Below are 21,505 nucleotides of genomic sequence, written 5' to 3' on the forward strand. Positions count from 1 at the left end.
TCAAAGTAAACGATTACATTCAAATTAATCCGTTAATTGCATGATAAAACTGACATTCAATACGTTTTATCATACCTTATTAGGGTCGCCACTAATATGTTTAAGCGGAGGAAGAACACTCTCCTCTAAATAATTCTAGGAAAAAATAATCAACAATTACATATAATAAGTACTATTAATAAACACCATGAATATGTACTCTAAATAATTCAAGTCACAGCTAGGCGACAAGTGAATGAGTCACTAGAAGCACACATGAATATGTGACTGGTGCGAGTGAACGCAGTCAACAAGGCGGAGGTTTGAAATATGACGAGTATGGAGAACATTATGAAACCGATTGTCTTGCTCTACCAAGATCTTCCCGAAAAACTGTATAAAAAACTCTCTAACTTTGCTGACATCAAACAATTTAACAGACTCTCTTTAGACTCTAATGATTTCCGTTCAGCACTTTCCAATGCTTCTGGATTACTCGGTGCTGGTGGCAATATTGATAAAAACTTTATAGACCATGCCCCTCATTTAAAAGTTGTTTCAACGGTTTCGGTTGGCTATGACAATGTTGATGTTAACGCATTAACCGCGCGCAATATTAAGTTAATGCACACACCGACAGTTTTAACAGATACCGTTGCCGACACCATGATGGCATTAGTGCTCGCAGTCTCAAGACGTATCCCTGAACTCGCAGATAATATTAAAAAAGGTTTATGGATTAAAAGTATCACACCAGACTGGTACGGTATTGATGTTCATCACAAAACCATGGGTATTATTGGAATGGGGCGAATTGGTAACGCATTAGCACAGCGCGCACACTTCGGTTTTAACATGAATATTCTTTATCACTCACGGACAGAATATACTGATATTAATGATCGTTTTGATGCCCAATATTGCGATTTAGATACATTACTACAGCAATCTGATTTTGTGTGTATCACCTTACCATTAACACCTGAAACACATCATTTAATCAGTCAAAATCAATTATCAATGATGAAATCCGATGCTTATTTAATTAATGCCGGCAGAGGCGCTGTCGTTGACGAAATTGCATTAATTAATGCATTAGAACAAAAAGAGATTGCAGGCGCTGGGCTTGACGTTTTTGAAACAGAGCCTCTATCTTCATCGTCACCTTTATTGGCTATGAAAAATGTGGTTGCCGTTCCACATATTGGTTCTGCAACAAAAGAGACTCGCTACGCTATGGCTGAATGTGCGGTAGATAATCTGATCGCAGCACTGTGTGATAACGTAAAAGTAAACTGCGTTAATTTCTAAAGTAATAAGCTGTTCTTTTTGAAGTACAAAAAAAGGTAATGAAAATCTATCATTACCTTTTTTATTGTATTCTCAAATTCATTTAAGCTGGATCGACATGTGCCATCACACTTAATATCTGTTTATTTTGTAAAACATTATTACGAGCACTGACTACAATGTCATGACTTTCACTAACAGTGAGTTCACCTTTTATTTCAAGGTGCACATCAACCAATAAGTAATCCCCTGAACGACGCGTTTTTAAATCATGCACGCCTTGCACACCTGGTGTTGAAATAAGAATCTGTTTAATTTCTTCCAGTGTTTCTTCATCCGCTCCTCTATCCATTAAATCTTGCAATGCTTGATAAGTAAAACGCCATCCCATACGCCCTACAAATAAACCTACGATTAGCGCAGCAAGAGGGTCAAAGAATTTAAATCCGGCAAGGCTACCAATAATACCAATCGCAACAACCAGTGAAGAGGCAGCATCCGAGCGCGCATGCCAAGCATTCGCGGCTAACATATTCGAATCCACTTTTTTCGCGACACTCAGCATATAACGAAATAGCCCTTCTTTGGTAGCTAAGGCTAATAAAGCGACATACAATGCGACACGATGAACTTCAGGAATAGTTGATGGATCTAAAATTTTATGGATTGCAGAAACCACCATACCTAAACCAACAATTAATAAAATAGTCCCAAGAATAAGCGAAGCCGCATTTTCATAACGAAAATGACCATAGGGGTGATCGGCATCAGGTTGTTTCTGACTGCCTTTATTGGCAATTAAAACAACAAAGTCAGCAATAAGATCAGAAAGTGAGTGAATACCATCAGCAATTAAACCTTGTGAGTGTGAAAAAAAGCCCACGGTAATTTGCCAAATAGATAAAACGATATTAACAAAAACACTTACTAACGTGCTTTTTTTAGCTGCTTTGAATTTTTCAGACTGTATATTATCAGCCTGCTCCAACTCAATATCATCAATGTGATTATGTGTCATAATAATAATCTTATTTGGTTTTAAATAGCCTACTCTATTTATAATAGATAAATAGAGTTCCACAGGTTATTTCAGGTTCCATAACTCATTGGTGAGGATAAAGAACGACTCTGAATAACAATCCAGTTTAGGGACTAAGATTGCTGTCCAGACATCATATTGAGATGTCATTGCCTATCAATATGCCATATTTTACTCTTTATGTCTCTTATTTTTATCAATAAAATCTTATAGATACAGAACAATAATATAATTGATAATCATTCTTTTATGCATTTTCTATCTTTAATAAGAAAGAAGGATCTTATTTTTTTAATACGGTATTATTAATTTCTTTTCTGTCAGTGAGTTAAAGTGTATAACTTATTTTAATTATATTATTAATATTATTTCATCCTGTTCTTACTTTTTAATGATTAAGAATATAAAGTAGTAAATAATCATTCTCACTCTTATTTAGAACACAGATCACAGCTATTTTTTACGATTAAGCGATAATAGTAAATATTTTAAACTAACGCTAAGTGAGGTTTGTAATGTATAAGAAAATCCTAGTTCCCATTGATATTTTAGAAGATGAACTTTCTCAGGAACTGATCGCTCACATTGAACAAATTGCAAAGGTGGGTAAACCAGAGATCCACTTCCTCACCGTTATCCCTAACGCTGAACTTTTCTTTGGTATTGAGTTTGCGGCTATTCCTGAAAAATTCAAAGATTCATCTGAACGCACTCGCCTTGCTTTTGTAGCACTACAAGAAATGATTAAAGATGCAAAAATTCCAGATGAACAAATTGTATGTAATGTGGGTGTCGGTAATGCAAAAGATGAAATTTTAGAATATGCCCGTCACATTGATGCTGATTTAATCGCTATTGCTTCGCATCGACCTAATGTTTCCTCTTACTTATTGGGCTCAACTGCGTCATCTATTGTGCGCCATGCAAAAATGTCAGTTTTAGTTATCCGTTAATCTTTATTAGCTTAAATAACAACAAAGCCCTTAGTCTTAACAACAAAGGGCTTTTTAATGACCTAAATATACAGACCGTTATTTTTTAACTGAATTTTGAATAGTATCAGCAGCAGACCAAACACGGTATTTCACATCAACATCTTTCGGCGCATAAACGACTATAGGTAATTTGCTGTTATAACGAATAAAGGCATCAGAACCTAAATTAGCCTGTACAAAAGCCTCTTTTTTCGTATTATCTGGACATCCCATCATGGTAGACATTGGGCCATTTAAATCTCCCACAACATAATAACTATAGCCCCAACCTTCTAAATTCTTTTCATCAAGCTCAGCACCAAACCACTGATGGTTACAATCTACTTTTTGCTCTTTACCAACAATTAGCTCAACTTGATAATTGCTTTCATTATCTTTTTTCTCTAACTCGATAACATGACGAACTTGATTTTCTTGAGCCTTAGGATAAGGTGCAACTTTATCTAAACTGTCGGTAGCTTGTGCACACGCAGATAAAGACATTGCGGCTACTAAAGATAATATTACTTTGTTCATCACTCTCTCCATATTTACAGCGAACACTTCGCCGTTAACAAAATTATTCAGATGTTTTATATTACTCGTTATCCGAATACTAATATTTTTAGTGTTTGAATGCTAACATCTTAGTAAATAATACTATGAGTGGATAATTCTGAATGTTTTAAAAAGAAAAATCACGTTTTTTCATGAAATGTAAATTTGTGATGCTCTACCATGCAGATAACCAATCTATGATTATACTGAAATAGAGACCCAATTTCTTTTCATAGGAGGTTATATGTTCTCAGATCAACAATCCCTTGTTTCTCAATTAAGAAATAGTGATCCCCGCTTTGAAGCTCTCTACGATAAACATCATCGACTCGATCAAGAAATTGCTAAACTAGAAGGTCCAAACGGAGCTGGCTATAACGACGAAGTTGCCAAACTAAAAAAAGAAAAGCTTCACCTTAAAGATGAAATGCAAAAAATACTTCAGCGAAGTGAAAAATAAGGCTCTTTTTAAGCGATGATATAATGTCATCGCTTTTTATGATTAAAAACAAAGATACCCTCTCATAAAGATGCATAATTAATGTATCTTTTATTTTTTAGGGTACTCAATATGTCATCAATACATGGTCATGAAGTTTTACAAATGATCCTTTCTTCAGAGACTGCATTTACTAAAACATCGCTAATTGATGCTATCCATAAACAATTCGGCAATGACTCACGTTTTCATACGTGCTCAGCTGAAAATATGACAGCGACTGAATTAGTTGATTTCTTAGAAAGGAAAGGTAAATTTATTCCAGCAGAGGGTGGATTTACAACGAGTGAAAATAAGATTTGTCATCATTGATAGATATACAGTTTTAAAACCCGATTGCCAGTGATTTCCTTTTCTATGTCATTGGCTTTTTATATAAACAAGTAAAAAGCCAATTCATTCTGACAATCGTAATTACTTTATTTACTAAATTTTTGCTGCACTTTATTCATCGTCTGTTTGCAACCAACCATCATCTTCCCAAACACTTTGAATAAGTTCCATAATATGTTCATGCTTAGTTTCATCTTTTATGCCTGTGACTTGAATTGAGTTCATGCTACTAAAGGCAATACGAAACTGCATATCTGGATATTCTGGAATGATCTTTTTTCTCAGTTCGTGTTCTAAGAGCGGAAATAATGAGTCAGTTATCTTAGATTGTTTATTAAATAAAATTTCCACACGCATTGGTTTCACCATTTAAAGGCAAATAGACTGTATATAAATACAGTATTATATTCTAAGAAAAAAGAAAAGGCTTTTTGACAAAATTTTTTATGATCACGCATTAAATAATATTTTAGCGTCTCTATCAGCTTAATGGTAAGATGTATAATAAATGCAACTTATTGCTAAGAGAGAAGAATATGTCAGGTAAAAGAATATATCGTGAGAAAAAAACCATTCAAAAGATGGTTTCTCTTTATGCCAATTCACACCCTGAGGCCACTCCTGATTACTATCAAAAATTAGTCGATTACGCCTATAACCGATTAGATAAATGTCGTTATGGTGAAGATAAACCAGCCTGTAAACAGTGCCCTATCCATTGTTATCAACCCATAAAAAGAGAAGCAATGAAACAAATCATGCGTTGGGCTGGCCCTAGGATGTTAATTTATCACCCAATTTTAGCAATACGTCATCTTATTGATGATAAAAAGCCTGTGCCTCCACTTCCTGAAAAAAAACGCACTATTCGTTCAACTAAAAAGTGAAATCAGATTTTTTCAATCGATATAAAACATGTTCAGCTAAAGGGTGGGTTTGATCTAATTCAGGATGAAAGAAGTTATCAGATTGATGCATACCTAATTTTTGCATCACTCCTTGAGAAGGGAGATTCAAAACGGCGGTAAAAGCAACAACCTCCTCTAATCTCAGCGTCTCAAACGCAAATTTAAATACCGCTAAAGCAGCTTCATAGGTATATCCCTTACGCCAATACTTTTTCGCAAGACGCCAACCTATTTCTACACAAGGGCTAAAAGGCAAAGATGCTATTGGAATATTTAGTCCTACAAAACCAATAAACTCTTGTGTCTCTTTTAATTCAACAGCCCACATTCCCCAACCATTTTGCTGAATAAATTTTTCACGGATAGTCTCAACCATATTATCACTTTCTGATTGAGATAATATACGTGGGAAATAGCGCATTACTTCAGGAGAAGAGTTAATTTCAGAAAAAAATGGCGCTTTATCACTTTCACGCCATTCTCTTAGATGTAGTCTGGGAGTCTCTAAATTCATCGTTATTCTCTATTCATATAAAACTAAAACCATAACGATAAAATAGAATAATAAACGAACAATAAAAAGAAAAATAATAACTTTATTTTTTGTTTTCTTTTTGTAGATTTTCTACTGGAGCAGTTACTTTATCTTTATTTGTGTTAGCGCTTTCTTTTATTGAAACAACGCGTTGTTGAGCCACCGATTTAGCTTGATGTTCAACTTGCTCTGATTGTCCAGTGAAAATACCGCCACGTTTAATAGACATACTTCCACAACGGCTAGTACCTCGTAGCTCACCGTGTTCTAATATATCTAGATTATTTGCTGCACAAATGCCTTTTACAAAACCGTCAATAATAATATCTGGCGCTGTTAATTCACCTTCTACTTGCCCGGCATGCATAACACGGATAACGCCATCTTTGACATTAATATTTCCTGATACTTTACCCCAAATTTGGATGTCACCTTCAACATTAATATCGCCTTGAAATACCGTTCCTTTCGCAATAATAGTGTACAACTTTTGCTCTGGCATCGGTTTTTTCTCTTCTGTTATTACTGGTGCAACAGGTTCTGCAGTTTTTGGTGTTTCAGTTTTACGACTAAACATAGCAACTTTCTTTAACCTCAACGTCATAGAATAAATAATAATACTAAAAATTAGGATAAGGATAATCAAAAACTCGCCAGCCATCTTAGAGCGCCAAAAGGCTATTAATGCAAGAGTCCACATTATCCATATCCCGCTAAATATAATATTTCGCAGTGTTCGCTTATTCTCCATAATGAGCTATATTCTTACCTCCCTGACAATGAATACACTTATGCATTCACCATTCTAATAAATGGATGACAAGCATAATGCTAGTAATAAGCCTATTATTACCTTTTAGTTTGTTGATTTGCGCCTTAGGAGAAATAATATTTAATTAAATAAAATGATAAGATTATTCATTTTATAATTCAGGATTGATGTCAATGATTTGTAAAATTTAAACATCTAATTTATATGGATGTTTTTATTAGAAATTAACATTTTTCACAGGTCTTCAGTTTTCATACATTTTTACTTAAAAGTATTGACCTTCTATTCATAAAATAATTTATTTTTGATGGATAAATAAGAGATCTCTATTACAATAAAAATCAAAAAGTAGAAGCAACAACTCACAAGGTTGTTTTTTTGTTACAAGATGTTAATTTAGTTATTTTAACATTGTTTCAATATTATTAACAATGATTTTTATAAGCAAATATCACTAGTGAAATTATTTTTCATCCTTCACTTAATCTTCTTTATATTTATCTTTCATTCTGATTGTTTAATAAAAAATAACACTAAAAAATCACAAACATCACAATAAAGAAATAACATTCATTCTTTCACCTTAAATACATCTATTACTGATTTACACTGTAAAGGAAAGGAGATGTGTTTAAGTATATGTTATATATAAGTTTTAATAAAATTAAGATAAAATGTAAATTATTAATTACACAAATATACTTACTCTTTTTTATTGTCTATAATAAAATTTTTATCTAATTTAAATTTTTTTTGCAATTCATAATAAATGCCATTAAATTAACAAAATTACTTATCTTAAATTAGAAAAACAAAATGCAATGTCTAATATCTAAAAAAAAACCACATCAAATTAAAGAAAATAGTCTCTTTTTTATTTTTAATAGCACTCAATAATAAAGAAGTGTTTTTATAAATACTCTTATATTTATCTTTATAAAAATACAGTGATACTTATATAATATATTTTGGGCGAAAAATGAATACAATACAATGTAACAAAACCGAGCAATATGATTGTGCTATTCAAAAAAAATCTTATCTTTATCCACAATATCAAGTATTAGAAAATGAACAAAAAGCCCTCTTTCTTATTCGAAAAAACACACTTATATTACAAAACTGCACTGATACAGTGACAGCTATTGAAGATCAAGTTCTTTTTCTGCAACAAGGTAACTATACAATAAAAACACAAGGTGTAGAACCTACAGATATTATCTATATCCCACTTTCTGATGATTTCTTAAGAAACTTCATGTCTAAGTACAATGATATCCTGTGCCAAATAGACAGAGATGAGGAATTTACTAGTGCTTTTATTCTATTTCAAAACTCACCTCTTATTCAATTTTGTAGTAATGGCTTTGAATATCTTACTCTCCAGTCTTGTCCTGAAACATTCACACAATTACGTATTGAAGAGCTTTTGATTTTATTGCTTTCAACTGAACAAGGTTCAGATTTAATGGCATTATTGCGCCAACTTAGTCATCGCCAAGTTGATCGCTTAAAGATTTTTATGGAAAAAAATCATTTAAAAAATTGGAAATTAAAGCAATTTGCTCGTGAATTTGGGATGGGGTTAACAACTTTTAAAGAGCTTTTTAGCCATGTTTATGGCACCTCACCAAGAACATGGATCTGTGAAAGACGAATTATTTATGCACACCAACTGCTATTGACAACTGAAATGAGTATTGTTGATATTTCAATGGAATCTGGCTTTTCAAGTCAATCTTACTTTACACAAAGTTACCACCGTCGTTTTAATATGACGCCAAGTAAAGCAAGAAATCTCAGATCAAAATTATAAAAAAACCGACCGAATATCATAATATCCAAAAGTCATTCATAGTTAGAATACTTGAAATTTATTCTTATGAGTGAGTTGTATATCGTGATAAAAGAAAATACATATAGTATCCAACCCCATTATTATAACTATTTAGCATTGCTAAAAAAAATAATGGTAACCAACGATAAGAAAACTGTAGATAGATTGTTTAGCCTACAGTTTTCTTTACATTCTAATGGGAAAATCGTTACCGCATATGATATTAACGAACAACAAATAAAGATATTATCTCGTATTTTATGCCGTGAAAGCTTAGACAGTTTATTACAGTCCACTTGGTTTTTACGAAAGAAATACTGTTTCGTGGCCATATCTAAAGAAGAAATACGTGACATTATCAGTTTTGCACGTTCTTTTCATGCAGAGAAATCACCTTCTACGATAACGCCAACAGATTGGGATAAATCATTAAAGGCTACCGTCAATATCAATGAACATATGCGTTTAATTCAAGCCGTAATAAAGCCTCTTTTTATTTGGTGGGTTCAACATATTACCCCTCAGCTTTTTATACTTTATAACACCAAAAGAGAACTTGAACTTCAAATTAAACAGTGTGAAAACATTAAATCATTTGAAGAAAAACAACTATCAAATAAAAGTGATTCTTTTTTATCTTTAGATGATATTAATATTAAACTTGATGCTGATAAAGTCAGATTAATTGTTATTAATGACTTATTGCAAAAAGATATTCAGTTGCTCATTAATCATTGGAATAATGAACCTATCTTTAATGTTGAAATTAATAATACTTTAAATTACATCAAAAATGTAACGCCATCTTCTGAATTAATAAAACCGTTATGGGATATCTTAAATAGTATTCCCGAACATCCGGAAAATTGTCAAATTTTAAAAGATTGGCTGTTAGAAAGAGAACTTTGTTTAAAGAACGATAATTTTTTATGGCAATAAGTAAAGTATCAGCTCTTCTCTCAATAAAAAGAGAAGAGCTGATGTTAACTTTTAATCACTTTATTTAATATCTAAGATCTCAATGGTTACGATAGACATGGATTCTGGCGGTACTTGTCCCGGAACACCATTTTTCCCATAACCACCACCAGGTTTTATATAAATTTTAGCTTTACCATTGATGCCAGCTTTAGCAATAAAGGTGTTCAATGGTAAGGGGAGTTGACGATAAGGTAGAATAAGTGGCTTAGACTTATCATAATTGAGTGTCACAGTGCCATCTGTCAGCTCTTCATGCATAGTAAAAACAACCGTTTTACCTGTAATTGAAGCGACAGGCTTACCCTGTTTTAAGATTTTAAAATAGGTATCATCATCATACTGTATGTAATTTTGTTTTTGAATTTCAGATAAAATAGATTTATTCCGTTGGGCATTATCTTTACCAATGATTGAATAAGCATAAGCGAGTTGCCCTGCGATCATTTGCCCTTCACTTGCCATTTTTTCAATTTGTTCTTTCAGTGTTTTATTTTCTTTTAACACATTGGTTTTTTCAGTATTTGCCTTTACTAATTCAGCTTCTTTTTCTTTAACTTGCTCATTTAACTGAGACCCTTTATCTTCTAAGGTTTTAGTCAACTCTCGTTGAGCTTCAAGTTGTTTGGTCATTTCATCTAGTGCTTTTTGAACATCAGATAATGTACTTTCTTGCTGTTTAGCTTGTGCAATAGATTCTGTCTGCTGTTGCTTTAATGCACTAATTTGTTGTGCACTTTCTGTATTTTGTTTTTCTAATTGAGCTTTCGCTTCAGCTAATTGAGCATTTAATTTATCCGTAGTATTCTGTTTTTCAGTAAGCTGTTTTTCTAGTAATGATCGTGTTTTCTCACTTTCTGTTTTACTTGTAGTTAATTGCGCTAACGCGATATTACTCTCTTTAAATTGGATATCTAATGCTTGATATTTAGCTGATAGCTCATTTTGAGCTTTTTCTAACTTAGCAATTACATTATTTTTATCTGTAATTAAATTATCAACCGCTTTTTCACCCGCAGATAAACTTTTTTTCAGATCACTCAACTCCGTTATTTTATTATCTAACTGTAGTTTTAGTTCTGGTACCACTTTGAGTTTTTCATCTGCTTGCTCTTTTTGCTGCTGAACAGCTAAAAGTGATTTATTAAGCTGAATTTGTTCCTGGTTGCTTTTTTCAATTTGTGTTTTTAGTTGTGCTATCTCTTGTCGCTGGCTATCAACAAACTTATCATTAGCTTCTTGTAGCTTTTCAGCTTCTGTGATTTTTAATGCAAGCGATTTAGATAACTCTTCACGTTCTGATGTCATCTTCAACAATGCACTTTTTAGCTTTTCTATCTCGTTCTTCGCGGTGTTATCTTTTAATAATAGTTGTGCCTGTACAAGCTGAGTTTGAATGCCTTCTTTTTCTTCTTTCATTGTTGCTAATTGGCTCTGTGTATCAGCCAATTGCTTCACCAAATGAGTTTGTTCATTCGTCAATGTTGATAGCGATTTTTCCAATGTTGCTATTTCTTTATTTTTTACGGCTTCTAACTTAGCTAACTCTTGTTCTTTTTGTTCATGAGTTCCCTTGAGTAGTTGTTGAGCTTGAGCATATTGAACCTGAATATTTTCTTTTTCTTGCTCAATTTTAGTCAGTAATGTTTGTTTTTCATTTAATTGATTCAGTAACTTTTCTTGCTCAGCTTCCGTACTCTCAAGTGAGTTTTGTAACTTATCAAGTTCTTTTTTAGCGCTATCATCTTTTAGTCGTGCTTGAGCCTGCAAGTACTGGGTTTGTAATTGCTCTTTTTCTTGCTCAAGTTGGATAAACTTAGCCTCTAAACTTTTAAGTATTCCTGATTGTTTTTCAAAATCTTGTAGCTGTTTTACTAGTTCTTTATTTTTTTCTGTTGTCGCGCTTAATATATTTTCTTTATCAGCCAATTGCTGAATTAATAAATCACGTTCTTCTTTTGTTGTTCCCAGATCTTTTTGTAATTTAGCAACAGCTTGTTCCAATGTATCATCATTGAGTAAGTTATTTGCCGTCGCTAATTTTTCTTCTGTTTCCGCCAGCGACAGTTCCAATTGTTTAATTTGGTTATTCGCATTTTGAAGTTTTTCTAAATGTTCCTTTAACGCCACTGTTTGCTCAGTATATTTCTGATACAGCGCTTGATATTTATTTCTTGTATCGGTTAAACGATTCAACAGCGTTTTATCAAAAAGAGGTTGCTGATGATCAAGCACAGAACGATTAAATTGATAGGCAAAATGAAAAGGAATTGCGGTCACAGAATAAAATGTGCCAGGAATAATATCTAATAAGAAATTTTCATTTTTTTGCGATTTTGAATAATTTTCTTTTGAATAAAGTACTAATGGGTTATAAACCGTAGCATTATTTCTATACTGATATCGATTAAGATCCTCAGGTGTAAATTGAGGTTTAATTGGAACAAATGAAAGTAGTGGTGTTAAATAACGAGTATAATCACTCTTAAATTTAGAATCATTCTCAGGTAATACAGGGCAACTTTCCACTCGCGTGATATCAGGCGTCTCCACAAACTCGACGGCCTGATTATCTGTTTTTGCTGGTGTAGAAGGTTTAACTCGTTGCTCTGGCTTAGTTTGTTGGGTCACCGTTGTTGTACGGCTTCCCCCACGATTAGCCTGACCGGTTCTTGTTGACAATGAAATTGTAGCAGATGTTTTAGGCTCAATTTTTATTGGCTCCTGCGTTTCAAAATAACGGTCAAAATCCTCAATAACAGAATTAAACTCATTATTGGCAAACGACAGTGTTGGAAACAACATAAAAGCGAGACAAACACTCTGCTTTAATTTCATAGTAATTATTCACCTAATTTTTTCAATGTCGAATTAACTGACATAATCGACAGATAGCGAACTTTTGCACACAAAACTTCTGTTTTTGATTCAATACTCATTTTTAGCAAATCTAAACTATCTTTACTTGCGGTACCTTGAACACTGCGGTACATCGCATTAATTTCACTAATTTCTTTAAATGAACTCATCATGGATTGATAGTCAGATGGAGAAAAGGTTTTTAGAGAATCAAGTTGTTTTATACAAGCGCTTTGTGGTGCTAACCCTAATTTTCGAGCCTCTACACCACTATCAACAGATTCTGCTGTTGGTGTCATGGTAAGTGGCTGTGCCGTTGCTACTGACTGCGTTGTGGCAACAGGCTGAATCGCTTGTGTTGGCACCGGTGTAGGTGTCTCAACTGGACGTGTTTGATCAGACCAAACACACCCAGACAAAGCGAGAATGCTGGTTGTTATAAATACAGCAAGGACATTCTTTTTATTTTGTAATAAGGACATCATTTTTCCTTAATTCCGATCAGGCTTAAATAAGAGCATATGAATTGTCGCATTTTAAGCCATTTTATTATAATTTTCTATTACCTACCGCATACTAAATAAATAGGCTAACACTCGAGGTTGTAATGAGTGTGCTTATCATTTCATTTATTTTTATTAAAACACTACCTGCATCACACTAAAGATGTCATTTTTTGAATATCGGATTTATTCAGTAAAATGCTGTCATGTAAATTGATTACTTTTTATTTCAGTAAAATAATACCAGATAATAATAAAAATAATAATACTAATTTTATCATTTATTTACGCTAATTACGTGTGAGAAGTGGACTTATATTTTGTTGTTGTTTTTTAAGACTAAGATAAAATCAAGAAATGAATATCAGATATTGTCACTGATATTTATTCTATCCTTCCAAATAGGAGAACTAAGATGAATCATTTTAAAATCGGTATCGTTGTCGGAAGTTTAAGAAAAGATTCGTATAACAAACAAACAGCAAATGCATTAACTAAGTTATTTCCTAAAGAGTTTGCTCATCAATTTATCGATATCAGCAATCTTCCTCTCTATAACCAAGATGATGACAATCATACTCCTTCTGCCGTTATCAAATTCAAACAACACATAAGCGAATGTCAAGGCATTATTTTTGTCACACCTGAATATAATCGCTCCATTCCAGGTGTACTTAAAAACGCACTAGACCAAGCTTCTCGTCCATATGGGACAAATGCTTGGAACAAAATTCCTGCTGGTATTATTGGGGTTTCAATCGGTAATATTAGTACAGCAATAGCACAACAACATCTGCGTAACTCATTAGCATTCCTGAATATGCCAACCTTAAACCAACCTGAATGCTATCTAAAATGGTATGACGGAATGGTTGAGAATGAACATTTTGCAGAAAAAACAGCACACTTTATGCAAAGTTGGGTTGATGCTTATGTTGCTTTTGTAAAGCAAAATAACCAATAATCAACACACTAAAAAGAGCTTTGTTTTTTATACATAGCTCTTTTTATTTTTCACTCTTAAAAATAAAATGTATTATTTTCTTCTAATGAAAATATTAGTAGTGGATAAAAAAGCTTAATATTTGGTAACTAATACATAAAAGTATCATCGTCTCATTTAAATAATAATCAGACTAAATTCGATTGTCATTAAAAGACATCTCTTATTATTATAAGAAAAATATTTATTATATAAGCAATAATTAAATAAAACGGATACAAGATCAAAATGCATGGTGTCGCTCAGTATCTCTAAAACCTGAAATCATCAATAAACCTCCATCTATATTTAGAGATAAAATTTAGAATTCAATAATTATTTTTAACAATTGATATTAAATTAGAATATTGAGCAGAATGTGCGATATATATCTAAATAATATACTTCTATAATTGTGATAGACAAAAAAATTACCTATATTATTCACCCATTAAATACTGGCAGGTAAATCATGGATAAAAATTTAAAAGAAATTGAGTGTGAAATTGCGGCTCTAAAAATTGTTATCAAATCTTTACTTTCCTCGCTAAATGATAGACAACGAAGAGATATGCTGGGGAATATATCTATAGTAATTGAAGATACATCAAACCGATACCCTCAACTTAATGAAGTTATAAACTTGACAGAGCAATATGTAAAAAAACTGACTCAAGCTTAGTAAAGTGTGTTATTAAATTTGCTGATCGACAAAAATATTATAGGGTGCATATTGCATCCTACTTATTCCTATAGGATATACTTTCGTTCCACTCTATTAATTCAACCTTAAGCTAAATTCATTAAGTCATTATTCCCTAGCTCAAATATCCTCACTTTTACTTTTTTAATACAAGATACCATAAATTTTTTGCTTTTTTATTGATTTAATTTCTTCTTGGTTTTACCTAAATAATTAATTAATATAAAAATAATCAGCCACACAATAATATAACATCGTTTCTGAGGATCTTATGGAAAAAAAAGTTGTCAATATAGAGTATGAAATTGCAGCATTAAAAGTAGTTTTAAAAGCGTTATTATTAACTTTAACAGATAAACAAAAAGAAGTCGCAATTCAAGATATAAGCGAAACCGTCAACAATGCATATACCAATCATCCTCAATACAAAGATGTTATAACTAAAACAGAACAATATATAAAAAAAATGCTCTAAAAATTTGGCGCTATATCATATATATATCTCTTTATTATCGTTTATTTTAAGATCATTTATATTAGCGCCTTTAGAAAATTAAAATTATACAAAAGAAAAGCATAATCAATGATTGATTGATTTTTTATCAAAAAATTTAAAAAAGAGATAATTTTCCAATCCATAAAAAACAAATAGATTATTTATAAATAATCTCATTTAGATAATAAAAGTTTACTTTTTGCTAGTGTAAAAATTATTACCCTTTTAGTACTTAATCAGTGACTAACTAAATTTTATATCAATGTTAAATAAATCTAGCATATAATATGTATTCATTATGTCTTCTATGCGCCTAACGAGTAAGAACTTACCACCTTAGACACATATTTTATGGCTTTTTCTATATCAATATCAATGATGAATAAGATTAAATTTTTGTACAGACAACTGTAACTCTTCTGTTTGTCTTTCCAGTGAAATAGCCGCTGCTGAAACTTGCTCAACTAAAGAAGCATTTTGTTGTGTTACACTGTCCATTTGAGTAATAGCGATACTCACTTGACTAATGCCTTTACTTTGTCCTTCAGAGGCAATAGTGATTTCTTTCATAATCGAAGTAACCTGTTTAACTCCAGTGAGAATATCTTCCATTGTTTTTTCCATATCATTCACTAAACTAGCGCCTTTTTTCACTCGCGTCGTTGAATTAGCAATAAGTCCTTCAATCTCTTTGGCTGCTTTTGCACTGTCTCCTGCTAAATTGCGCACTTCATTTGCCACTACCATGAAACCTCGCCCATGAGTGCCTGCTCTGGCAGCTTCTACTGATGCATTTAGTGCAAGGATATTGGTTTGGAATGCAATATTATTAATAACATTAATAATATCAGCAATTTTACTTGAGCTATCAGTGATCTCATCCATCGTCGTGACAACAGATTCAGCTATCACATTACCTTTTTCAACCGTGACTGATGCAACTTCTGCTAACGCTCTTGCTTGGTAAGCATGTTCCATATTTTGGTTAACAGCAGCTGTTATTTCCTCCATACTTGTCGCTGTTTGCTCTAGTGCCGTCGCTTGCTCTTCTGTACGAGAAGCCAAATCATTATTCCCTTTTGCAATTTCAGATGCACCTCGATAAATACTGTCACTGCCTTGTCGAATAATACTTACTGCCTCATGTAAACTATTTTGCATACTATTCAATAACGGTATTAATCGTCCAGCACAATTATTACCAAAAGGTTCTAATGGTTGGCTAAGATCACCCTCTGCCATTCTTACAAAATGTCGGCGAATATTTTCTAATGGTTTTTGTAGCATAGACACTAAGTAACGGTCAGTAAGAATAAGAATAATACCACCTACAATGGCACTGATAATGATAACAACCTGCGTGATGTCAATAAGTTCATCAACTTCTTCTATCGTTCTATCAATTTTTATATTAGCAACTTGATTAAATTTCTCAGTAACGTTACCAAATTCACGGCTTAAAACAGGTGTGACATTTCTAGCATGATGCTCATATTGCTCTATAGTACCATTGAGAGCTAACTCCATCTGTGGCTTCACTCCTTGCTCAAAAAGGGCTAGCCAAATTGTCATTAATTCTTGAGAGACTTCAGCATTCATTGGTCCTGGAGAAACCGATTTCATATATTCAATCTGCTTTTCCATATTTTCCATTGCAATTTGAGCTTGTGTAAAATCAACGTCTTTACCTTCTGCTTTTTGTTCCACTATACGATTAAGCCGTGAAGTAAAACGAAAATATTGGTCATTTCCCTGACTGAGTGCCGCCATCTGTTTTATTATTTGATTATCAGCCTGATTACCTTTAGAAATTTGTGATAATGACCATGCGCTATAAAGGCTCACGCTACCAAATAACATACATAAAGTACCCAGTATTACTACCATCATCAAACGAATAGTAATGTTACGAAGTTTCTGCATCGAATTTCTCAACTAACAAGATAAAGTAATCCCAGTAGGGCGTAATGTACTCTTATCGACAGTTTTTCAATTTATTTTAATTTTTTACTAATTTTTTTTATAAATTGATTCTTTATTTTCTATACATAAAAAGAGTTAGTTAAGAGAAGCAAAAATGTTACTTATCTATCATTTTTTATAATTTAGTATAAAAATAAGAAAAATACTAAAAATCAATAGATTACAATTTTTGTAACGCAAAAAACAAATAAGAAGCACTTGAGGAATAAAAATGTAACTTGAGGAAATAATAAAATTATAGTTATCTCAATAGATGTTTACTTCAAAGAAAGAAGTACTCTCTTTTTAGAGCGTTTACTTTTATTCAAAAATGGCTAAAGGTAGGAAATCAAACTGATTAGCGAGTTTCTAATATTCTTTGCATTCAGATTAAAAGCGCTAAACCTTTTACGCATTAAGCTTAACGCTACCATAGAAACAAAAAATATTTTTCGATAGAACTTTATTAATTATCAGAAAAATTGCTAATAACTTCATAGGTCAATGAATTATCAGTACTATCTATCACTTTTAATTTAACGTTTTTATAAGAAATGATATTGCTTTCTTTTAGGTTATATTGGATATTATTTCCGAATCCTTGTTCCTCTATATTCGAGCCTATTTTTCGATAACTCACATCAACAACTTTATCATTTATTGCATTAAAAATGAGCGCCTGCTCAAAAGAATTACCCTCCGAATTATTTAATTTTAAATGTTCAATTTGAGCATCATCACGACAAACAACGACATTTACATCCGTAACGATACAAATTTCATTCGGTTTACCTCCTTTCTTTAATAAAATTGAGCTCCATGGTTGGCCTAAGACTTCAACAGTAATAGTTCCAGAATCTATGGTTTGCGTTGGCATATAAAAATCACCTTTATCGCTTGAGCCCACTTTTTTAAATACACCAGGAATAATTTTATAAGCTAGATCTATTTGTACTGGATTTAATACTTTAATGCCATCTAACTCACTAATATCACCTTCTTTTACTAAAGCTTGCCCTATTATAACGCGATTAATACTCCCTACTTTTGGTTCATTGATTTTATGTGGATCTGGTGTGTAATTATATTCAGTGACAGCACATCCAGATAAAGAGAAAATACAAACAATTGGAATCAATACATTTTTCATTTTTATAATACCTGTAGCATAACATACTTTTAAATTTTCAAGTTTATGTTCATAAATAAATGCTAACAAGTCACTGTCAGCGTATTTATACGATAATATCTGATTAAAGTATTTATTATAATCGATTTTTAGCAACTCTATTAGGCGTAAATACTACTCATTTTAATGAAAGAGATTATAAAGAATGCGCTTATCGCTTAAAAATAGGAGGGCAGATAAAGGACAATAGGTATTGAGTGTATAGCTAGGATTGATTTAAAAAGGATGGAGTGGAGCGGGCGAAGGGAATCGAACCCTCGTATAGAGCTTGGGAAGCTCTCGTTCTACCATTGAACTACGCCCGCAATTGATTTTACCAATTATACGCCCCCTTAATCGAACAGCAATCCCCTTCTTATTCAAGTGATTATTTTACCATCATAAAAAGTATAATATACGGTTATTAAAAATAAAAAAAGCCACCTTTCTGGTGGCTTTATCAATTAATTGCGATATGTTAATTAAAATAACAACTATTTATTCGGACGCATTGCTGGGAATAAAATCACATCACGGATAGTATGGCTGTCAGTAAATAACATCACCATACGGTCAATACCAATACCTAAACCCGCGGTTGGTGGCAACCCATGTTCTAATGCTGTGATGTAGTCATGGTCAAAGAACATGGCTTCTGCATCACCGGCTTCTTTTTGACGAACTTGATCTTCAAAGCGCTCAGCTTGATCTTGTGCATCATTAAGTTCTGAGAAACCATTACCAATCTCACGACCACCAATAAAGAATTCAAAACGGTCAGTGATAAATGGGTTATCATCATTACGACGAGCTAATGGCGAAACTTCTGCTGGGTATTCAATGATAAACGTCGGCTGAATTAAGTGACTTTCTGCCACTTCTTCAAAAATTTCACATTGAACACGCCCTAAGCCCCAGCTATTCTCAATCTTAATACCAATAGACTGAGCAATGGCAACCGCTTTATCCATATCATCAAGATCAGCCATTACGGTTTCTGGGCGGTATTTACAGATAGCTTCTTTCATGGTTAATTTGGCAAATGGTTTGCCAAAATCAAACTCTTGATCGCCATATTTCACTAATGATGAGCCTAAAACATCTTGAGTTAATGTGCGGAACAACTCTTCAGTTAATTCAATCAGATCACGATAATCCGCATACGCCATATAAAGTTCCATCATAGTGAACTCAGGATTATGGCGTGGTGATACACCTTCGTTACGGAAGTTACGGTTGATTTCAAATACGCGATCAAATCCCCCGACAACTAAACGTTTTAAATATAACTCAGGTGCAATACGTAGATACATATCAATATCTAACGCATTATGGTGTGTAATAAACGGACGCGCACTTGCTCCACCAGGGATAGTTTGCATCATCGGCGTTTCAACTTCCATAAAACCTTTGTTCACCATAAATTGACGTATACCCGCCATGACTTGTGAACGAATTTTGAAAGTTTTACGTGATTCTTCGTTAGAAATGAGATCTAAATAACGCTGACGATAACGCATTTCTTGGTCTGCTAAACCGTGGAATTTATCTGGTAAAGGACGCAACGCTTTTGTCAGTAAACGCACTTCAGTGCAGTGAACACTTAATTCGCCAGTTTTGGTTTTAAAAACGCGACCACGAGCACCTAAGATATCGCCAAGATCCCATTTTTTAAATTGCTCGTTATAAATGCCTTCTGGTAAATCATCACGAGAAACATAAAGCTGAATACGGCCACCCATGTCTTGCAATGTAGCGAAAGATGCCTTGCCCATAATGCGACGAGTCATCATACGACCTGCAATAGAGACTTCCACATTAGCAGTTTCTAACTCTTCTGCACTCATTGCATCATACTTTTGATGTAATTCGTCAGACAGCGCATCTCTGCGGAAATCATTTGGGAATGCGTTACCATTATCACGTAAAGCAGATAATTTTTCGCGACGTGTTTGCAGTTCGTTATTTAAATCAGGTGCCTGCTCCGCACCTTGTTGCTGTTGCGACATGTTTTTCCTCACAGGCCCGCTTTTAAGCTAGCTTCAATAAATTTATCAAGATCACCATCTAATACTACTTGTGTATTACGTGTTTCCACACCAGTACGTAAATCTTTAATGCGTGAATCATCCAGAACATAAGAACGAATTTGACTACCCCAGCCAATATCGGACTTATTATCTTCCATTACTTGCTTGTCTGCATTTTTCTTCTGCATTTCCAGCTCGTATAATTTCGCTTTCATCTGCTTCATTGCCTGATCTTTGTTCTTATGCTGAGAGCGATCGTTTTGGCATTGAGTGACAAGACCTGTTGGAACGTGGGTAATACGCACCGCAGATTCTGTTTTGTTAACGTGCTGTCCACCCGCACCTGAAGCACGATAAACGTCAATACGTAAATCAGCTGGGTTGATTTCAATATCAATATTGTCATCAACTTCAGGGTAAATAAAGGCAGAGCTAAATGAGGTATGGCGACGACCACCGGAGTCAAATGGACTTTTACGAACTAAGCGATGAACACCTGTTTCTGTACGTAACCAACCATAAGCGTACTCACCAATAATTTTGATAGTCGCTGATTTTAATCCTGCAACATCACCGTCAGATTCTTCAATAATCTCTGTTTTAAAGCCTCTTGACTCAGCCCAACGTAAGTACATACGCATCAGCATACTTGCCCAATCCTGCGCCTCTGTACCCCCTGAGCCTGCTTGTAAATCAAGGTAGCAATCCGCACTGTCATATTCACCAGAGAACATACGACGGAATTCTAATTGCTCAAGCTTTTTATTTAATACATCTAATTCAGCAATGGCTTCGTTAAATGTTTCTTCGTCATCAGCTTCAACCGCTAATTCAAGTAAGCCAGAAACATCTTCTAGTCCTTGATCTAACTGGTCAATTGTTTCTACGATAGCCTCAAGAGATGAACGCTCTTTACCTAATGCTTGTGCCCTTTCTGGCTCATTCCATACATCAGGTTGTTCTAATTCAGCGTTAACTTCTTCTAAACGCTCTTTCTTGGCATCATAGTCAAAGATACCCCCTGAGAACATTTGTTCTTTCAGAGACTTCTTCTATTTGGTGTTTTACTGGATTGATTTCAAACATACTTTTTCGTCTTT

21 protein-coding genes and 1 tRNA gene are annotated in these 21,505 nt (G+C 33.4%); 10 read left to right on the top strand and 12 right to left on the bottom strand.

Annotated features, from left to right (window positions below; genetic code table 11):
- The first annotated feature begins 330 nt into the window (after window positions 1–330).
- The gene (gene ghrB, locus GWJ05_RS06780; RefSeq protein ID WP_161681239.1) at window positions 331–1,290 is read left to right on the top strand and encodes a glyoxylate/hydroxypyruvate reductase GhrB; all 960 of its coding nucleotides are present in this window, start codon (window positions 331–333) and stop codon (window positions 1,288–1,290) included.
- An 82-nt stretch (window positions 1,291–1,372) separates the two neighbouring features.
- On the opposite strand, the gene GWJ05_RS06785 is transcribed toward ghrB, so the two are convergent.
- Window positions 1,373–2,287: a cation diffusion facilitator family transporter gene (locus tag GWJ05_RS06785; protein ID WP_036934873.1), complete on the bottom strand. Its 915-nt coding sequence runs from the start codon at window positions 2,285–2,287 to the stop codon at window positions 1,373–1,375.
- Window positions 2,288–2,823: 536 nt separating this feature from the next.
- Here GWJ05_RS06785 and GWJ05_RS06790 point away from each other — a divergent pair.
- On the top strand, window positions 2,824–3,261 hold the full coding sequence (locus tag GWJ05_RS06790; RefSeq protein WP_036934874.1) for a universal stress protein: 438 nt from the start codon (window positions 2,824–2,826) through the stop codon (window positions 3,259–3,261).
- Window positions 3,262–3,339: 78 nt separating this feature from the next.
- On the opposite strand, the gene eco is transcribed toward GWJ05_RS06790, so the two are convergent.
- Window positions 3,340–3,819 (bottom strand): serine protease inhibitor ecotin, encoded by a 480-nt coding sequence (gene eco / locus GWJ05_RS06795; protein WP_036934875.1) that lies wholly within the window; start codon window positions 3,817–3,819, stop codon window positions 3,340–3,342.
- Between the two features lie 265 nt (window positions 3,820–4,084).
- Between eco and GWJ05_RS06800 the strand changes: the two genes are divergently transcribed.
- Window positions 4,085–4,300, top strand: coding sequence for a DUF465 domain-containing protein (locus GWJ05_RS06800; protein ID WP_006533649.1), 216 nt, complete (start codon window positions 4,085–4,087; stop codon window positions 4,298–4,300).
- A 111-nt stretch (window positions 4,301–4,411) separates the two neighbouring features.
- Window positions 4,412–4,651 (top strand): YecH family metal-binding protein, encoded by a 240-nt coding sequence (locus GWJ05_RS06805; protein WP_023581559.1) that lies wholly within the window; start codon window positions 4,412–4,414, stop codon window positions 4,649–4,651.
- A 132-nt stretch (window positions 4,652–4,783) separates the two neighbouring features.
- On the opposite strand, the gene GWJ05_RS06810 is transcribed toward GWJ05_RS06805, so the two are convergent.
- On the bottom strand, window positions 4,784–5,029 hold the full coding sequence (locus tag GWJ05_RS06810) for a DinI-like family protein (protein WP_036934877.1): 246 nt from the start codon (window positions 5,027–5,029) through the stop codon (window positions 4,784–4,786).
- A 179-nt stretch (window positions 5,030–5,208) separates the two neighbouring features.
- On the opposite strand from GWJ05_RS06810, the gene GWJ05_RS06815 reads away from it, so the two are divergent.
- Complete coding sequence (locus tag GWJ05_RS06815; protein WP_036934879.1) at window positions 5,209–5,559, top strand: nitrous oxide-stimulated promoter family protein; 351 nt, start codon at window positions 5,209–5,211, stop codon at window positions 5,557–5,559.
- On the opposite strand, the gene GWJ05_RS06820 is transcribed toward GWJ05_RS06815, so the two are convergent.
- Together GWJ05_RS06820 and GWJ05_RS06825 are read right to left on the bottom strand one after the other, a co-directional pair.
- Window positions 5,549–6,094, bottom strand: coding sequence for a GNAT family N-acetyltransferase (locus GWJ05_RS06820; protein WP_036934881.1), 546 nt, complete (start codon window positions 6,092–6,094; stop codon window positions 5,549–5,551). The two genes, GWJ05_RS06815 and GWJ05_RS06820, sit on opposite strands and share 11 nt — an antisense overlap.
- 82 nt (window positions 6,095–6,176) lie before the next feature.
- The gene (locus GWJ05_RS06825) at window positions 6,177–6,692 is read right to left on the bottom strand and encodes a bactofilin family protein (protein WP_224215365.1); all 516 of its coding nucleotides are present in this window, start codon (window positions 6,690–6,692) and stop codon (window positions 6,177–6,179) included.
- Window positions 6,693–7,866: 1,174 nt separating this feature from the next.
- On the opposite strand from GWJ05_RS06825, the gene GWJ05_RS06830 reads away from it, so the two are divergent.
- The gene (locus GWJ05_RS06830; protein ID WP_161681240.1) at window positions 7,867–8,703 is read left to right on the top strand and encodes a helix-turn-helix transcriptional regulator; all 837 of its coding nucleotides are present in this window, start codon (window positions 7,867–7,869) and stop codon (window positions 8,701–8,703) included.
- A gap of 84 nt (window positions 8,704–8,787) precedes the next feature.
- Window positions 8,788–9,663, top strand: coding sequence for a T3SS regulon anti-activator ExsD domain-containing protein (locus GWJ05_RS06835; protein WP_226905381.1), 876 nt, complete (start codon window positions 8,788–8,790; stop codon window positions 9,661–9,663).
- 60 nt (window positions 9,664–9,723) lie between these two features.
- Here GWJ05_RS06835 and GWJ05_RS06840 read toward each other — a convergent pair whose 3' ends face one another.
- Both GWJ05_RS06840 and GWJ05_RS06845 read right to left on the bottom strand, forming a co-directional pair.
- Entirely contained in the window at window positions 9,724–12,540 is a 2,817-nt protein-coding gene (locus tag GWJ05_RS06840; protein WP_123822343.1) for a sugar transporter, read from the bottom strand.
- 5 nt (window positions 12,541–12,545) lie between these two features.
- Entirely contained in the window at window positions 12,546–13,043 is a 498-nt protein-coding gene (locus GWJ05_RS06845; protein WP_224215367.1) for a hypothetical protein, read from the bottom strand.
- Window positions 13,044–13,479: 436 nt separating this feature from the next.
- On the opposite strand from GWJ05_RS06845, the gene GWJ05_RS06850 reads away from it, so the two are divergent.
- The 3 genes from GWJ05_RS06850 (at window position 13,480) to GWJ05_RS06860 (ending at window position 15,224) form a co-directional block, all read left to right on the top strand.
- The gene (locus GWJ05_RS06850; protein ID WP_036934891.1) at window positions 13,480–14,028 is read left to right on the top strand and encodes an NADPH-dependent FMN reductase; all 549 of its coding nucleotides are present in this window, start codon (window positions 13,480–13,482) and stop codon (window positions 14,026–14,028) included.
- 490 nt (window positions 14,029–14,518) lie between these two features.
- Window positions 14,519–14,728: a sigma-S stabilization anti-adapter protein IraP gene (locus GWJ05_RS06855; RefSeq protein ID WP_036934892.1), complete on the top strand. Its 210-nt coding sequence runs from the start codon at window positions 14,519–14,521 to the stop codon at window positions 14,726–14,728.
- Window positions 14,729–15,020: 292 nt separating this feature from the next.
- On the top strand, window positions 15,021–15,224 hold the full coding sequence (locus GWJ05_RS06860) for a hypothetical protein (protein WP_036934894.1): 204 nt from the start codon (window positions 15,021–15,023) through the stop codon (window positions 15,222–15,224).
- Between the two features lie 393 nt (window positions 15,225–15,617).
- On the opposite strand, the gene GWJ05_RS06865 is transcribed toward GWJ05_RS06860, so the two are convergent.
- The 5 genes from GWJ05_RS06865 to prfB all read right to left on the bottom strand — a co-directional run bounded on the left by GWJ05_RS06865 (window position 15,618) and on the right by prfB (window position 21,491).
- A complete protein-coding gene (locus GWJ05_RS06865; RefSeq protein ID WP_087803221.1) occupies window positions 15,618–17,168 on the bottom strand; it encodes a methyl-accepting chemotaxis protein in 1,551 nt (516 codons plus the stop codon).
- A 505-nt stretch (window positions 17,169–17,673) separates the two neighbouring features.
- Window positions 17,674–18,426, bottom strand: coding sequence for a hypothetical protein (locus tag GWJ05_RS06870; protein WP_231135620.1), 753 nt, complete (start codon window positions 18,424–18,426; stop codon window positions 17,674–17,676).
- 201 nt (window positions 18,427–18,627) lie between these two features.
- Window positions 18,628–18,701: transfer RNA gene (locus GWJ05_RS06875), tRNA-Gly, on the bottom strand.
- 168 nt (window positions 18,702–18,869) lie between these two features.
- Complete coding sequence (gene lysS, locus GWJ05_RS06880; RefSeq protein WP_036934900.1) at window positions 18,870–20,384, bottom strand: lysine--tRNA ligase; 1,515 nt, start codon at window positions 20,382–20,384, stop codon at window positions 18,870–18,872.
- A gap of 8 nt (window positions 20,385–20,392) precedes the next feature.
- A protein-coding gene (gene prfB / locus GWJ05_RS06885) for a peptide chain release factor 2 (RefSeq protein WP_161681241.1) occupies window positions 20,393–21,491 on the bottom strand; the annotation gives its coding sequence in 2 pieces (ribosomal slippage) (window positions 20,393–21,415 and window positions 21,417–21,491; 1,098 coding nt in all).
- Window positions 21,492–21,505 lie beyond the last annotated feature (14 nt).

Source organism: Proteus sp. G2626, assembly GCF_009915985.1.
Lineage (GTDB): Bacteria > Pseudomonadota > Gammaproteobacteria > Enterobacterales > Enterobacteriaceae > Proteus > Proteus vulgaris.